Raw genomic sequence first — 13,955 nt, 5'->3', positions numbered from 1 at the left:
CCGTGCGGGAGTTCATCATCGAGGCCGACGGCGGGTCACGGGGCAACCCGGGGCCCGCGGGCTACGGATCCGTGGTGATCGACGCGGCGACGGGGGAGACCCTCGTCGAGGCGGCCGAGTACATCGGCACCGCCACGAACAACGTGGCCGAGTACCGGGGGCTCGTGGCGGGCCTCCGCGCCGCCCACGAACTCGACCCGTCCGCCGAGGTCCACGTCCGCATGGACTCCAAGCTCGTCGTCGAGCAGATGTCGGGCCGCTGGAAGATCAAGCACCCCGGCATGAAGCCGCTGGCGTCGGAGGCGGCGGGCATCTTTCCGTCGTCGCAGGTGACGTACGAGTGGATTCCCAGGGAGCAGAACAAGCACGCCGACCGGCTGGCCAACGAGGCGATGGACGCGGGGAAGCGGGGCGGGCAGTGGTCGGCGTCCGCGTCCACGGCAGAGCTGGACGCGCGTGCGGCGAGGGCAGCGGCTCCTGAGCCGTCGGGCCAGCCGGGTGACGCCACGGCGGGTGCGGCGCGGGCGCGTGCGGCCATGGCGGGCGGCCGAGGCGCGGCGACCACCGCGTCCGGGACGGCGCATGGTGACGAGCCCTCCACGGCCGGAGGCTCGTCCACTGCCGTCGCCCCTGCTGCTTCCGCCGGTTCCTCTTCCTCCGACTCCTCCGATTCCTTCGATTCCGCCGGTTCCTCCGACGCTCCTGCCGCCTCCTCTCCCACGGCGGCGGAGCCCCTCGGTGGTGAGGCCGCGAAGGCCGGCGCCGATGTGCGGGCCGCGCGGACCGTGGCCTCGCCCGGCTGGGCCTCCGCCGACATGGGTGCCCCCGCCACCTTCGTGCTGCTCCGGCACGGGGAGACTCCGCTGACACCCCAGAAGCGGTTCTCCGGCAGCGGCGGCAGCGACCCCTCCCTCTCCGACATCGGGCGGGAGCAGGCCGAGCGGGTCGCCGCGGCGCTCGCCCGGCGTGGGACGATCCAGCACATCATCGCCTCGCCCCTCACCCGGACCCGGGAGACCGCCGCGGCCGTCGCCGCCCGCCTCGGCCTTGATGTGGGCATCGACGACGGGCTTCGCGAGACCGACTTCGGTTCCTGGGAAGGGCTCACCTTCGGCGAGGTGCGCGAGCGCCACCCGGACGACCTGAACAAGTGGCTGGCCGACCCCGAGGCCGAACCCACCGGCGGCGGCGAGAGCTTCGCGGCGACGGCCACCCGGATCGCGGCCACCAGGGACAAGCTGGTCGCGGCGTACGCGGGCCGCACGGTCCTGCTGGTCACCCACGTGACGCCGATCAAGACGTTCGTACGGCTCGCCCTCGGCGCCCCGCCCGAGTCCCTGTTCCGCATGGAACTGTCGGCGGCCTCCCTGTCGGCGGTGGCGTACTACGCGGACGGCAACGCCAGCGTCCGGCTCCTCAACGACACGTCCCACCTGCGCTGACACGGAGGTCCGCGGCCGCGCGGGCCAGCGCCTCGATCCGGTCCCAGTCCCGGCCGGCGATCGCGTCGTCCGGGAGCATCCAGGTCCCGCCCACACACCCCACGTTGGGGAGCGACAGGTACTCGGCCGCGTTGGCCGGACCGATCCCCCCGGTCGGGCAGAAGCGCGCCTGCGGCAACGGCCCCGCCAACGACCGCAGGTACGCCGTGCCGCCCGCGGCCTGCGCCGGGAAGAACTTCATCTCCCGCACCCCGCGCTCCAACAGCGCCACGACCTCGGACGTGGTGGACACCCCCGGCAGGAACGGCACGCCGGACGCCCGCATCGCCTCCAGCAGTACGTCCGTCCAGCCCGGGCTGACCAGAAAGCGGGCCCCCGCCGCCACCGACTCCGTCACCTGCTCCGGCGTCAGCACCGTACCCGCGCCGACCACCGCCTCCGGTACCTCCCCGGCGATCGCCCGGATCGCGTCGAGCGCGGCGGGCGTCCGCAGCGTCACCTCGATCGCGGGCAGCCCGCCGGCGACCAGCGCCCGTGCGAGCGGCACGGCGTCGCAGGCGTCCTCGATGACGACGACGGGCACGACGGGGGCGAGGTCCAGGAGTGACGGTGGGGCCATGCCGTCATCCTGCCCGCGGCGTGCAGCATGCGCAAAGAACGTTGCGCATGCTGCAATGACTGCGCGGGCGGCTCAGTGAATCTCGTCCACCAGCACGTCCAGCGCCCAAGGCGCCCCAGCCTTCGTGGGCGCCACGGCCTCCACCTCGTACCCGAGGTCCCGAAGCACCGTCACCAGCTCCGCCGGATCCTTGGGCGTGATCCCGGCCGCCAGCAGACTCCGTACGATCCGCCCCTTCGTCGCCTTGTTGAAGTGGCTGACGACCTTCCGGGTCGGCGCATGCAGCACCCGTACCGTCGCCGTCCGCCCGGCGACCTCGCCCTTCGGCTTCCACGCGGCCGCGTACGCCGAGGACCGCAGGTCCAGCACCAGCCCGGCCCCGGCCGCCTCCGGGAGCGCCGCCGCCATCGGCGTACGCCAGTGCGCGCCCAGCGCCCCGAGCCCGGGCAGCTTCACGCCCATCGAGCAGCGGTAGGAAGGGATGCGGTCGGTGACGCGGACCGCGCCCCACAACCCCGAGAAGACGAGCAGCGAGCGGGCGGCGCGCCTCTTCGCGGCGGCGTCCAGGGACGCCAGGTCGAGGGCGTCGTAGAGCACACCCGTGTAGATCTCCCCGGCGGGCCGCGCCCCGGCCGTCCGCAGCCCCACGTTCTTCGCGACCTCGTCCCGCAGCCCCTCGCTCAGTCCGAGCACCTCGCGCGCCTTGTCCTCGTCGCCGACGCACAGCTCGACCAGCTCGTCGAGTACGGCCTCACGGGCGGCGGTGAGCCCCGGCAGCGACAGCGACTCCAATTTCAGCGGGGCGCCGCGGCCGGATGAGGCCTTGCCTTCGGAGGGCGGCAGCAGGACAAGCACGGGATCGATCTCCTTCGGTTGAGCTCCGGGACAGCGTACGGCGTGCCCCCGAGCCGCCCCCGACCTACGCTCGTTGCATGCCCCGCCGCCACATCCGCGTGTCCGGCGCCCCCGAAGCCCCCCTCCGGGCCGCCCTCACCGCACTGCGCACCGAGCTCGGCGTGCCCGAGACCTTCCCGCCCGAAGTGCTCGCCGAGGCCGAGCGGTCGACGAAGGCACCCGCCCTCCCTTCGTACGACGCCACCGACATCCCCCTGTTCACCATCGACCCGCCCGCCGCCATCGACCTGGACCAGGCGATGCACCTGTCCCGGCAGGGCACCGGCTACCGCGTCCGGTACGCCATCGCCGACGTCGCCGCCTTCGTCGTACCCGGCAGCGCCCTGGATGCGGAGGCCCACCGTCGGGTGACCACCCTCTACTTCCCCGACGAGAGGGTCCCGCTGCACCCGGCCGCGCTCAGCGAGGGCGCCGCCAGCCTCCTCCCCGGCCAGATCCGCCCGGCCGCGCTGTGGACGCTCGACCTCGACGCGGACGGCCGTACGCTCGCCGTCGACGTCCGCCGGGCCCTCGTCCGCAGCCGGGCCAAGCTCGACTACGCGGGCGTACAGCGGCAGATCGACTCCCGCACCGCCGAGGAACCGCTCGCGCTCCTCCAGGAGATCGGCGAGCTCAGGGAGGCGCTGGAGGTCGAGCGCGGCGGGATCTCGCTCAAGGTGCCCGAGCAGGAGATCGTCGACCGGGACCACACGTACGAGCTGGCGTACCGCGCCCCGCTCCCCGCCGACGGCTGGAACGCGCAGATCTCCCTGCTCACCGGGATGGCGGCGGCGGACCTGATGATCGCCCACGGCACGGGAGTGCTCCGCACCGTCCCCGCCGCCCCCGACGGCGCGGTCGGCCGCCTGCGCCGTACCGCGCACGCCCTGCACATCGACTGGCCCCACCACGTCTCGTACGCCCGACTGGTCCGCACCCTCGACCCGCACCGCCCCCACCACGCCGCCTTCCTCCAGGAGTGCACGACCCTCCTGCGAGGCGCCGGCCACACGCCCTTCCGGGACGGCAACCTCCCGCAGATCACCACGCACGCCGCCGTCGCCGCCCCCTACGCCCACTGCACGGCCCCGCTGCGCCGCCTGGTCGACCGCTACGCCTCCGAGATCTGCCTGGCGGCCGTCGCCGGTGACGCCCCGCCCGACTGGGTGCTCGCATCGCTCGACGCCCTGCGCGAGGAGATGGCCGAGGGCGCCCGGCGCGCGGGGGCCGTGGAGCGCGAGTGCGTCGACATCGTCGAGGCCGCGCTGCTCAAGGACCGGGTGGGGGAGGTGTTCGACGGGTGCGTGGTGGACGTGGAGGAGCGTCAACCCACCATCGGGACCGTGCAGTTGGAGTCTCCGGCTGTCATCGGCCGCATCGAGGGCGACGGAGCCCCGCTGCCGCTGGGGGAGCGGCTGCGGGTGCGGCTCACGCGGGCGGACGAGGGAGCGGGCACCCAGGCGAAAGTGCGCTTCGCGCCTGCCTGATCGCGCGTACGAGGCCGTCGGCGTCGTCGGCATGGAAGCGGACGAGGCGGATGTCCCGACGACGCCCGAGGAGGGTCAAGTGCGGTACGGGCTCGGCGAGTTCGAGAGTGACGGAGGTCTGCGCGCCCACGGCGAGGTCGAGTTCGCCGTCGGCGCGCTGATGGGTGGCCCGCAGCTCACGGCGTACGTCCGAGATCTTCTCCAGCGGTATGCGCAGATCCACGTGCACGGCCCGGCGGATCCGCAGCGAGCCGGAGTCCAGGACATGCGGCCGGACGACGTTCGCCGCGTGCAGCGCGACGACGAAGAGGACGGTGTACACGTCGAGGGCGAACCACACACGGTGCACGGCCGGGTAGTCGCGCAGCAGAACGGACATCGTCAGCGTCTCGACCACACACACGAACGCGAAGCCGAACATCATCGCGCCCTGCCCGCGGGCGTACCCGAAAGCCCGCCCGCCGCCGGCGGTTCCGTGGGTCCTCCTGGCCGCCCACAGCACAAGACTCGCGAGCATCCTCAGCTCGTGCCGGACGAGCACGCGCGCGATCGTCATCGGTTCCTGCCCTCGGTGAGGATCCGCAGCGTCCGGCGGATCGCCTCGGCCTGCGCGGGCGCGAAGTCCGCGTAGAAGGCGCGGAGAAAACTGTCGTCGTGGTCGATGTCGGCCTCCGGGAGCAGGTCGGCGGGCAGGCAGTCGGCGAGGGCGAGGGCGGCCTCGTCCACGCGCGGGTCGTCCGGGTCGTCCGGGTCGGCGTCGGCGAGCGCGTCGAGCAGGGCGTAGGCGGCACGGACCCGCTCGGCCCCGTCCGGGCCGGCGAAGGCGCTGCCCACCAGCCCGATCAGCTGCTCCCGGGTCTCCGGGGTGGCCGAGGTGTCGACCAGCGCGAGGATCTCGCGGTCCTTGGCCGCCATGGGCGAGTCGGACACCTGCCCCACCGCGCTGAACAGCGCCGCGAGCTCGGGCGAGACGGGCCCCTCGGCGGGCAGCGAGCCCTGCTGGATGAGCCCGCGCAGCCGGGCACGCTGCTCCCGGATCGCCGCCTCCTGCCGGGCGAGATCCTCGTCGAGCTCGGTGAGAACCTCGACCAGATCCTTCCCGGCGTCCTCGGCGAGCACGTCCCGCACCTCAGCGAGCCCCAGCCCCAACTCGGTCAGCCGCCGGATCCGGGCGAGTACGACGGCATGCCGCAGCGTGTAGTCCCGGTAGCCGTTGCCGAGCCGCTCGGGCTCCGGCAACAGGCCGAGGTGGTGGTAGTGCCGCACGGTCCGCGTGGTGACACCCACGGCCGTGGCGAGTTCTCCGATCCGCATGGGACCAGTACAAACGCTGACGTCGCGGCAGGGTCAAGGACGCGGGTCGGCACCTTCTCGTACAGGTGGTCTTCCGTGGTTCCGTTCCGGTGAGCGACTGAACCGGCATTGCATGGATGCCATGTCACTGGATCCGATCACACGGACGCTCCTGCTGGACTGGTTCGTCGACCTGGACACCCCCGAGGGCCTTCGAGCGGAACTCATCGAGGGGGAGCTCGTCGTGACCTTGGTGCCGGACGGGCATCACGAGCACTGCATCAGCCGGACCGTGGGCCAGGTGTATCGGCGGTCCCCAGCCGACATGGAGTTCTCGGCGAACAAGGGCCTGCTGTTGCAGAGTGCGGACGGCTGCCCGCAGGATCACGTCATCCCGGACGGCACGTTCGCCTCGAAGGAGCTGCAGCTGTACCGAGGAGCCGATCCCTGGATGCCTTGTGAAGGAGTCGCCTTGGTGCTGGAGGTGACGTCCCCGAAACCGCAGACCGACCGGAAGCTGCAGGCTGACCGGCAGTCGCAGACCGACCGCGAGACGAAACGCCGCTGCTACGCCCGCGGCGGCATTCCCCTCTACCTGCTGGTCGACCGTGAGGCCTCGTGGACCACGCTGTTCAGCGACCCGGAGTCAGGCGACTACCGGGAGCTGCGCGCCGCCGCCTTTGGCAAGCCGCTCACCCTCCCGGAGCCCTTCGCCTTCGACCTGGACACGTCGGACTTTCTCTGAGGTCCCCGGCGTTGCACCGTCAAGACGACGGGCAGGGGGCGACGCATGGAGCGAGCACTGTGGACCAGAGCACGCCTCGGCCGCTGCGGCCCCCCGCTCGACCTGCTCACCGCCCGCTTCGACCGACACGTCTACGCCTCGCACACGCATGAGCAGTTCAGCATCGGCATCTGCGTCGACGGCTCCGAGGTCATCGACTACCGGGGCGACCACCTCCGCCCCGGCCCGGGTTCCATCGTCGTACTGGCCCCCGGTGAAATGCACACAGGCCGCCCCGCCGCGTCCGACGGCTACGCCTACCGAGCCCTGTACCCCGAGCCCTCCCTGCTGGGCGACGGCACCCTCGGTGCCCACCCGTACTTCCGCGAGCCCCTCCTCGACGACCCCGAACTCGCCGCCGCCCTCAGCCGCGCCCACGCCGAACTCAGCGCCTGCCCCGACCCGTTGGAGACGGAGTCCCGCCTCCCGTGGCTTCTCACGGCGCTGGCCCGCCGCCACTCCACGGCCCGCGCGGCGAGTGACATGGTCCCCGGCGCCGCCCACATCGCCCACGCGGTACGGGACCGCCTCGCCGACGAGCTCCTGGAACCCCCCTCCCTCGCCCTGCTCGCCGCCGAGCAGGGCTTGTCCCGCTACCAACTCCTCCGAGCCTTCCGTACGACGATGGGGATACCCCCGTACGCCTGGCTGGCACAGCACCGGGTACACCGGGCTCGCGGACTACTGGAGTCCGGACTGAAGCCGGCCGAGGTCGCGGGCCTGGTGGGCTTCGCCGACCAGGCGCACCTGACCCGCTGGTTCCGGCGCGTACTGGGCGTGACCCCGGCGGTGTACCGCAACAGCGTTCAAGACGGGCGCCGCTGATCCGGTGAGCATGGCCGCATGACTGCACGCGGCTGGTTCCTGTTCTCCCTGATGGGAGTGGTGTGGGGCATCCCCTACCTGCTGATCAAGGTGGCGGTGGACGCTCCGCTGTCCCCGTCGATGGTGGTGTTCACGCGCTGCGCGCTCGGCGCGGCCTTGCTCCTGCCCTTCGCGATACGCCAGGGCGGCCTGCCCGCCGCCGTTCGGACCCACTGGCGCCCGATGCTGGCCTTCGCCTGCATCGAGATCATCGGCCCCTGGTGGACCCTGACCGACGCCGAACGCCACCTGTCCAGCTCCACGGCGGGCCTGCTGATCGCCGGCGTCCCGATCGTAGGAGTGGCCCTGGCCCGCTTCTTCGGCGACACGGAGCGCCTGGGGCTACGCCGGATGACCGGCTTGGTGCTGGGCCTGGCCGGCGTCGCAGTCCTCACGGTCCCGCACCTGACGGGCGGGGACGCCCGCTCACTGGCGGAGGTGCTGGTGACGGTGGTCGGCTACGCAACGGCCCCTCTGATCGCGGCACGCCACCTGAAGGACGTCCCGACCCTCCAGCTCATCGCCCCGTGCCTGGCCCTCGCGGCCCTGGTCTACGCCCCCGCGGCAGTGCTGACCCGGCCGTCTGTGATGCCATCGACCTCAGTCCTTGCCGCGCTGGCCGCCCTGGGCGCCGTCTGCACGGCGGTCGCCTTCGTGGCCTTCCTGGAGCTGATCAAGGAGGTCGGCCCGACCAGGGCGACGGTGTTCACGTACGTCAATCCGGCGGTAGCGGTGGCAGCGGGAGCAATCTTCCTGGACGAGCCGCTGACGGCGGGCATCGTGGCCGCCTTCACGCTGATCCTGGCGGGCTCGGTGCTGGCCACGGCCTCTGGTCCGGCCCCCGGCACACGCCCGGTAACATGGTCGACACGGCAGACGAGCCGGGCGGACGGCCGCGTGAAGTCCCTCAGGGGGCTTCCCGAGGAACGTCCGGGCTCCACAGGGCAGGGTGATGGCTAACGGCCACCCGGGGTGACCCGCGGGACAGTGCCACAGAAAACAAACCGCCCAGCGTTCAGGCGCTGGGTAAGGGTGAAACGGTGGTGTAAGAGACCACCAGTGCCCAGGGCGACCTGGGCAGCTAGGTAAACCCCACCCGGAGCAAGGTCAAAAGGAGCCGCCGTAAAAAGCGGCTCTGCGCGGACGTTCGAGGGCTGCCCGCCCGAGTCCGCGGGTAGACCGCACGAGGCCGGCGGCAACGCCGGCCCTAGATGGATGGCCGTCTCCCCGGCCGCCGCGAGGCGACCGGGCGACAGAACCCGGCGTATAGCCCGACTCGTCTGCCGCTGGGTCTCTGACCTGGGTAGTTGGCCTGGTCGTTGCCCATTGCCTGTCCAGGCGCTTCCTGCTTCTACCTACGAGTTTCCGGCAGTTCCTGCGGCAGGGTGCCTGCGATTCGAACCAACGCACATGGCTCCGGAAACCCGAGGTCTCTCGCATCACAGCAGGTCACGCGCTCTCGGCGGGCTCGATTGGCATGGCCTGTCCACGGATGGCCACTACGGGAGCTGCCGCCGGTGCGAGCCGTCCACCCGTGGAGTCGCGACAACTCGCGTCTAAGGAGGCGGCATCGACACCGGACGAATGTCGCGGGCGGAGGGCGGAGGGCGGCGGGCGGCCAGGCAATCCCGGCGCTGCACCGCCCGGTGCCACCGGATGGTCACCTCTCGTTCACGCCGAACTACACGAGCGCTGGGGCCCCGGCCCGCGATCCCGGATGAATGAGCGACCGCAGCTTCTCGCGGGTCTCCGCGTCCGTCGAGTAGAGGATCGTGCCGACCATTCCCCGCGTCAGCAGCACCTTGTACGTGTTGCGGATGAGCCGGTCGACGTCGTCGTCCGGTGTCGCCTTGGTGAAAGACGGGTCCTTCGACGCCGAGCGGTCCACGACCCAGTGGTCCGTCCTCCAGACCAGGTCGGGGCCGATGATCACGCCTGACCAGTCGTACTCGAAGCCCTGCGCCGTGTAGACGCAGCCGACCTGGCCGAAGCCGGCAGGGTCGGTGGCCCAGAGGGGGGCGGGCGGTGCGCCGAGCACGGATCGGTCGCCGTACAGGTTCCAGGGGCGGGACCAATGGCCGATCACGACGTCTTCGGGGAGTGCCGTCATGGCGGGGGTGATCTTCGTGGTCCATTTCCAGCAGTAGCCGGCCGACATGCGGGCGCCGTAGCCCTCCTCCCGGCGTGCGACGAGGAAGTCCTCCAGCTCCTGCGGGGTCTCGGCGGTCAGTAGTTGCAGCTTGCCGTCGGGCTCCCACCGGCTGGGCGTACCGCCGTCCAGGCCGAGCAGGTCGATGACCCACTTCTCGTACGCGTCGCTGCCGCCGCACCGGAACTGGCCGTCAAGTTCCACCACCGTGCAGTCGAGGCCCTCCGTGGCGGCGGCCCGTTCGATCTCCTGCCTGGTCCCCATCTCGCCGGGGCGCACCACCTGGTGCTGGTCGAGCAGGAACACGGGGACCCGGGCAGCGTCGATCAGTTCCGCCACCTGGGGTCGTCCGGTACGGAGCGCCGCCTTGGTGTAGCGGTTGGCGGAGGTCTTGCGCAGCCGGTGGGCCTCGTCGCAGATCAGCACGTCGAGGTCGTTGGGCTCAGCGTCCATGAAGCTGTTGAAGTACATGAACAGCCGCTGCACTTCACGCTTCTTGTGCCCCGCGACCCTGCGCATCGTCTTGGTGAACGACTGCGACCCGGTCGCGTGCAGCGCGGGTACTCCGCGGCGGTACAGCTCGCCCAGGACCGACAGCGCGATCACGCTCTTGCCGGATCCGGGACCGCCGGTCACCACGATCACCTGCTTGTGGTTGCCGCGCTTGGCCTTGCGAACCGCGGACATCACCTTCTCGTACGCGACCCGCTGCTCGGCGATGAGCACGAACTGCTCGCGGTCGCGGATCTCGGCTGCCGCGACGGACATCAGCTGCTTCGACGGCCGTACCTTGGCGTCGAGCAGTACGTCGGCCACCTGCGCGCCGGGCTTCGCAGCGAGTCGCGAGCGCAGGAAGGCGAGGAAGGCGCCGCGCTGTTCCCCCGTGTACATCCGGCCGTACTGGTTCTCCTCGACGCTCCTCAGCCCCGCGATCTGGAACTCGGTCGCGTTGTGCAGGAATGCCACGCCGGCCAGCGAGTTGGGCATCCGCTCCAACGCCCCGTTGAACGACAGCAGATACTCGCAGTAGCCCCGCACCTGCTCGATCGGATTGAGTACGGGCTGCGCGTACGCGTCGATGCGGCACAGCAGCGGCTCGTCCTCCTCCGGGTAGGCCGCGCTCCACTGTTTGAGTTCGACGACGACGTACGACGGCTCGCCAGTGGTCGGGTGCACGCCGGCGAGTACGGCGTCCGCGCGCTTGCTGGTGAGGGGCAGGCTGTACTCGACGATGACTTCCACGTCGTCGAGCCCGGCCTCGATCAGCGCGTTGACGAGCGCCGGGAGACTGCGTTCCCAGGACCGTATCTCCGCCGGTCCGGGCCTCCGGCCGTGCTGGTGACGGAAGTTCTCGGTCAGATGCAGCGCCAGCGACCCTTCGAGGATGCGGGCGGCCGCGGACGCCGCGGACTCACGGAACAGCAAGAAAATGCCCCCAGGCAGCACGAAGAAGACTCGTGCGGGTGGGAGCATGTCCTTTGATGTCCGCCGCGCAGGCGGATCAGGAAGCCCGTCGGGCCGCTGAGATGGTGCTCGCCATCCTAGGCGAGCGTGCCGATCACGTGGAGGGGACGGGGGAGGGCTCGGTCAGGTGGAGTTTCATTCGCCAAGCGCCGCCCGGAGCCACTCCAGTGACCCCGTATCCAGCACCGCGTCAGCAAGCGCCTGGCCAGTCTTCGTGACGATCCGGCCCCGGCTGTTGTCGATCCAACGCTGGGCATTGGCATAGCCCTGGTCCCGATACTCGATGCCCTGGATCATGCACTCCAACTTGTCCGCGTCCCGCGCGCAGATCGCTTCCGGGGACTCCTTGGCCTCGTACTCGGCGACCAGGTCCCGCACAGCTTCGGCCAAGAGCTCGGGCATACCGGCGACTTGGTCGGCGGTGATGTCGCGGGGATCGGCCTCCCCGCCGGTGTACTTCTTGCCGAGGTGGTTGACGTCTCCGGTACGGGTCTCCTGGGAGTCGTGCCAGACGGCGAGGAACGCGGCCCGGGCCGGGTCGGCGCCCTCCAGTTTCGCGATGACCGTTGCGATGAGGGCGGTGCGCCAGGAGTGCTCGGCGACCGACTCGGGGTTCTGTACGCCGGCCATCCACCATCCGGTGCGAGCGGTGTTCTTCAGGGTCCCCGCCTCGTACAGGAAACGGGCAACCGCGGTCAGGTCCTCGGACACCGTGGGGCTCCTCTCACGCCTCGGCGAGGCGGATCGCGTACCGGATGCTTTCCAACTCCCGTCGACCGCGCGAGGAGAGCTCTCTGCTATCCAACATCACGGGGAGCCGGTCGCGCAGGGCCCGGGCTGCCGCACCCGATCGCAGCAGGTTGGGGCGGATCTGCAGCAGTGACCACAGGGTGTGGATGTTGAGGTCGACGTAGCCGTGGTGTGGCTCCAGGCCCTGGACGAGGTGCGACAGGAGTTTGTCGCCGGGCCATGGCCGGGGGGTGCGGTCGGCGATGAAGTCGTCCGAGAGCTCCTTGTGATGCATCTCGCCGACCCAGTACGCCCAGTAGTTCAGGTTTGCGGCCTCGCCGGCGTCGTCGTCCGTGAGCGCGGTGCTGATGAAGTGACTCATGCGGTCGCGATTGCCCTGCCGGGCGGCGACGGCTGCGACGCTGCGGGCATTGAGCCACAAGGTCAGCCAGTCGTTCGGCCGTTCGCTGCGTTGTTGGTGGGCGAGCCAGTCCGCTGTGTCGGTCTGTGTATCGTAGCCAGAGAGGTAGAGGGCTTGGCGGCGCAATAAGAATTGCCCTTCGCCGCGGGCTTGCTCGGCGGTGCGCCGCACGGTGGAGAAGAACACCGCACGTTCCGGCTGGCTGAGCTGCGGGCCGACCGGGGCGGGGCCACGCCGGGGGCGCGGTGGCTGGGGCAAGTCCCGGATGGGCTGCGGCGGTACGCCGTTGAGCGGCCACGCCAGGATCTCGCCGAGTTCGCGCTGCATCACCATCGCGCCGAGCGGGCTTTCCTCGACCGTGGCGTCTTCGTCGAGCACGGTCGACAGGAGGATGTCCGCCTCCAGAGCGCGCTCGAGGGCCTCCAAGAGCGCGGACGGGGTGCTCATCTGCATGAGCCGGTGACGGTGCATGAGCATCTGGCCGACCGGCACGGAGGTCAGCGGGCGGCGCCCTGTTTCCCAGCCGGCGATGGTGTCCGGGGAGACCATCAGGTGCTCGGCGAGCTCCTCTTGGGTGTAACCCTGCTGCTCCCTGATGACGCGCAGGACATACCCCGAGATGAGGCCTGAACGGGGCCGCACCGGCTTCCCCGTACCGCCGGTCAGGGTTTCTCGTGGGCTTGGCCGCATGGGGTGTCCGTTCTCGGGGTCTGAGCGCAAACCACCTGTACTCACAGTCACTTCAGGCTTTGATGCCGGATTTCTACCGTCGTAGACATCACCGATCGAGCCTAGTAGGGACGCAATTGCTCATGGACACCGTTATCCATGCACATGACTCGAATGAGTCACCCCGCACGATGCTGCGCCTGGTCGACACGGAGACCGGGGCGGTGGTGCACCCGCGCGGCGATCACGAGCTGGAGGTCACCGAGTGGCTCCTGCGGGCTGCCGACCATCCGGCCCGAGCGCGCGCTGAGTGGCAGGCCATGGATGTCGCCCTCCTGCGCTGCGGTGTCTCCTTCGCCGCCATCCGCGTCCCGGCCGACATCGTATTTGCCGCTGCTCGCAGCGAGGATCGCGGCAGGGTCGACGAGTATCTGGCCACCGCTCTGCACGGCGGACCGGTGTTCGTCGACCGGCAGTCAGGCCGGTACTACTTCCTGGTCCCGTCCAGCACATGCGCGACCTGGCGCGTGCCGGACACCGTCTGCCTCGTCGCGGGCAGCTTCCTTGGCGTGCCGCACCCGAGCATCGACTCAAGCCGGTATCTGGCCCGATCCTCCTGGTGCGTGCCGCCGGGCCGACCCGAAGCCGTCTGTCAGGCCGACGCAGTTGCGCAGTTGGTCAACGTGGGCCGCTTTCGTCTGGCCGCGGTGGAGGAGACCGATAGTGACTGACGGCCGGCCGCTCGACTTCGACATGTTCCGTCAGGCTTGGACGGAAGCCTTGGAGCTGACCAACGGGTTGCCCGACAAGGTCCCAGACCGGGCTGAGGTAGACAGACTGACCGGCTACCTGCGCCGGCACGTGGAGATGTTGGCCGCCGCGCTGGAAGCGGCGGTCGAAGGGTGGTCGGAGGACACCAGTGACCGTGAGACCGCGCGCTGGCTCCTCGTCCGCACCCGTAAGGCTCTCGATAGCGTGCCGGGCTCGAATCACCGCACGGCGGCTGTCCACGTTGAAGACCTCGCCCTGACGTGCCGGGCCCTGGCCACGCTGTGTCGTCAGCAGCTCTGCACGCCTGTCCTGAGCGGTCAGCCCCCGGGCATCTGACACACCGGCGTCGCTCCTGGTTCGTCCCAGGCT

The 13,955-nt window shown here is 70.7% G+C and carries 13 protein-coding genes, 1 other RNA gene and 1 pseudogene; 8 read left to right on the top strand and 7 right to left on the bottom strand.

Annotated features, from left to right (window positions below; all coding sequences use genetic code 11):
- Window positions 1-2: 2 nt before the first annotated feature.
- On the top strand, window positions 3-1,442 hold the full coding sequence (locus ADK57_RS38945; RefSeq protein ID WP_053754424.1) for a bifunctional RNase H/acid phosphatase: 1,440 nt from the start codon (window positions 3-5) through the stop codon (window positions 1,440-1,442).
- Here ADK57_RS38945 and ADK57_RS38940 read toward each other — a convergent pair.
- Window positions 1,417-2,061: a bifunctional 4-hydroxy-2-oxoglutarate aldolase/2-dehydro-3-deoxy-phosphogluconate aldolase gene (locus ADK57_RS38940; protein WP_053754423.1), complete on the bottom strand. Its 645-nt coding sequence runs from the start codon at window positions 2,059-2,061 to the stop codon at window positions 1,417-1,419. The genes ADK57_RS38945 and ADK57_RS38940 overlap by 26 nt on opposite strands.
- Before the next feature lie 72 nt (window positions 2,062-2,133).
- Complete coding sequence (gene yaaA / locus ADK57_RS38935) at window positions 2,134-2,916, bottom strand: peroxide stress protein YaaA (RefSeq protein ID WP_053754422.1); 783 nt, start codon at window positions 2,914-2,916, stop codon at window positions 2,134-2,136.
- A gap of 77 nt (window positions 2,917-2,993) precedes the next feature.
- Here yaaA and ADK57_RS38930 point away from each other — a divergent pair, with 77 nt between their 5' ends.
- Window positions 2,994-4,442, top strand: a complete 1,449-nt coding sequence (locus ADK57_RS38930; protein WP_053754421.1) for an RNB domain-containing ribonuclease — start codon at window positions 2,994-2,996, stop codon at window positions 4,440-4,442.
- Here the strand turns inward: ADK57_RS38930 and ADK57_RS38925 are convergent.
- Together ADK57_RS38925 and ADK57_RS38920 are read right to left on the bottom strand one after the other, a co-directional pair.
- Window positions 4,384-4,998 carry a hypothetical protein gene (locus tag ADK57_RS38925; protein ID WP_053754420.1) on the bottom strand — a complete coding sequence of 205 codons (615 nt, stop codon included), beginning with the start codon at window positions 4,996-4,998 and terminating at the stop codon, window positions 4,384-4,386. The two genes, ADK57_RS38930 and ADK57_RS38925, sit on opposite strands and share 59 nt — an antisense overlap.
- The gene (locus ADK57_RS38920) at window positions 4,995-5,756 is read right to left on the bottom strand and encodes a MerR family transcriptional regulator (protein WP_053754419.1); all 762 of its coding nucleotides are present in this window, start codon (window positions 5,754-5,756) and stop codon (window positions 4,995-4,997) included. Before ADK57_RS38920 ends, ADK57_RS38925 begins: the two co-directional genes overlap by 4 nt.
- 112 nt (window positions 5,757-5,868) lie before the next feature.
- Between ADK57_RS38920 and ADK57_RS38915 the strand changes: the two genes are divergently transcribed.
- The 4 genes and pseudogenes from ADK57_RS38915 (at window position 5,869) to rnpB (ending at window position 8,666) form a co-directional block, all read left to right on the top strand.
- Complete coding sequence (locus ADK57_RS38915) at window positions 5,869-6,480, top strand: Uma2 family endonuclease (protein ID WP_053754418.1); 612 nt, start codon at window positions 5,869-5,871, stop codon at window positions 6,478-6,480.
- A 45-nt stretch (window positions 6,481-6,525) separates the two neighbouring features.
- The gene (locus tag ADK57_RS38910; protein ID WP_053754417.1) at window positions 6,526-7,344 is read left to right on the top strand and encodes an AraC family transcriptional regulator; all 819 of its coding nucleotides are present in this window, start codon (window positions 6,526-6,528) and stop codon (window positions 7,342-7,344) included.
- A gap of 18 nt (window positions 7,345-7,362) precedes the next feature.
- Window positions 7,363-8,193 (top strand): annotated as a pseudogene (locus ADK57_RS52680) (DMT family transporter); the annotation flags it as partial.
- Between the two features lie 67 nt (window positions 8,194-8,260).
- Window positions 8,261-8,666, top strand: an RNA gene (gene rnpB / locus ADK57_RS39100) — RNase P RNA component class A.
- A gap of 398 nt (window positions 8,667-9,064) precedes the next feature.
- On the opposite strand, the gene ADK57_RS38900 is transcribed toward rnpB, so the two are convergent.
- From ADK57_RS38900 to ADK57_RS38890, 3 genes are all read right to left on the bottom strand, one after another.
- Window positions 9,065-10,957 carry a DUF2075 domain-containing protein gene (locus ADK57_RS38900; protein WP_053754415.1) on the bottom strand — a complete coding sequence of 631 codons (1,893 nt, stop codon included), beginning with the start codon at window positions 10,955-10,957 and terminating at the stop codon, window positions 9,065-9,067.
- A 174-nt stretch (window positions 10,958-11,131) separates the two neighbouring features.
- Window positions 11,132-11,707: an HD domain-containing protein gene (locus ADK57_RS38895; RefSeq protein ID WP_053754414.1), complete on the bottom strand. Its 576-nt coding sequence runs from the start codon at window positions 11,705-11,707 to the stop codon at window positions 11,132-11,134.
- Window positions 11,708-11,720: 13 nt separating this feature from the next.
- Window positions 11,721-12,836 carry a helix-turn-helix domain-containing protein gene (locus ADK57_RS38890; RefSeq protein ID WP_053754413.1) on the bottom strand — a complete coding sequence of 372 codons (1,116 nt, stop codon included), beginning with the start codon at window positions 12,834-12,836 and terminating at the stop codon, window positions 11,721-11,723.
- Window positions 12,837-12,958: 122 nt separating this feature from the next.
- Between ADK57_RS38890 and ADK57_RS38885 the strand changes: the two genes are divergently transcribed.
- Window positions 12,959-13,546 (top strand): hypothetical protein, encoded by a 588-nt coding sequence (locus ADK57_RS38885; RefSeq protein ID WP_159050220.1) that lies wholly within the window; start codon window positions 12,959-12,961, stop codon window positions 13,544-13,546.
- The gene (locus ADK57_RS38880) at window positions 13,539-13,922 is read left to right on the top strand and encodes a DUF6415 family natural product biosynthesis protein (protein ID WP_053754411.1); all 384 of its coding nucleotides are present in this window, start codon (window positions 13,539-13,541) and stop codon (window positions 13,920-13,922) included. Before ADK57_RS38885 ends, ADK57_RS38880 begins: the two co-directional genes overlap by 8 nt.
- The last annotated feature ends 33 nt before the right edge of the window (window positions 13,923-13,955 follow it).

It is taken from the genome of Streptomyces sp. MMG1533 (genome assembly GCF_001279775.1).
Taxonomy (GTDB): domain Bacteria; phylum Actinomycetota; class Actinomycetes; order Streptomycetales; family Streptomycetaceae; genus Streptomyces.
The sequence above is the reverse complement of the archived record's forward strand: the minus strand, read 5'-3'. Positions and strand labels throughout refer to the sequence as shown.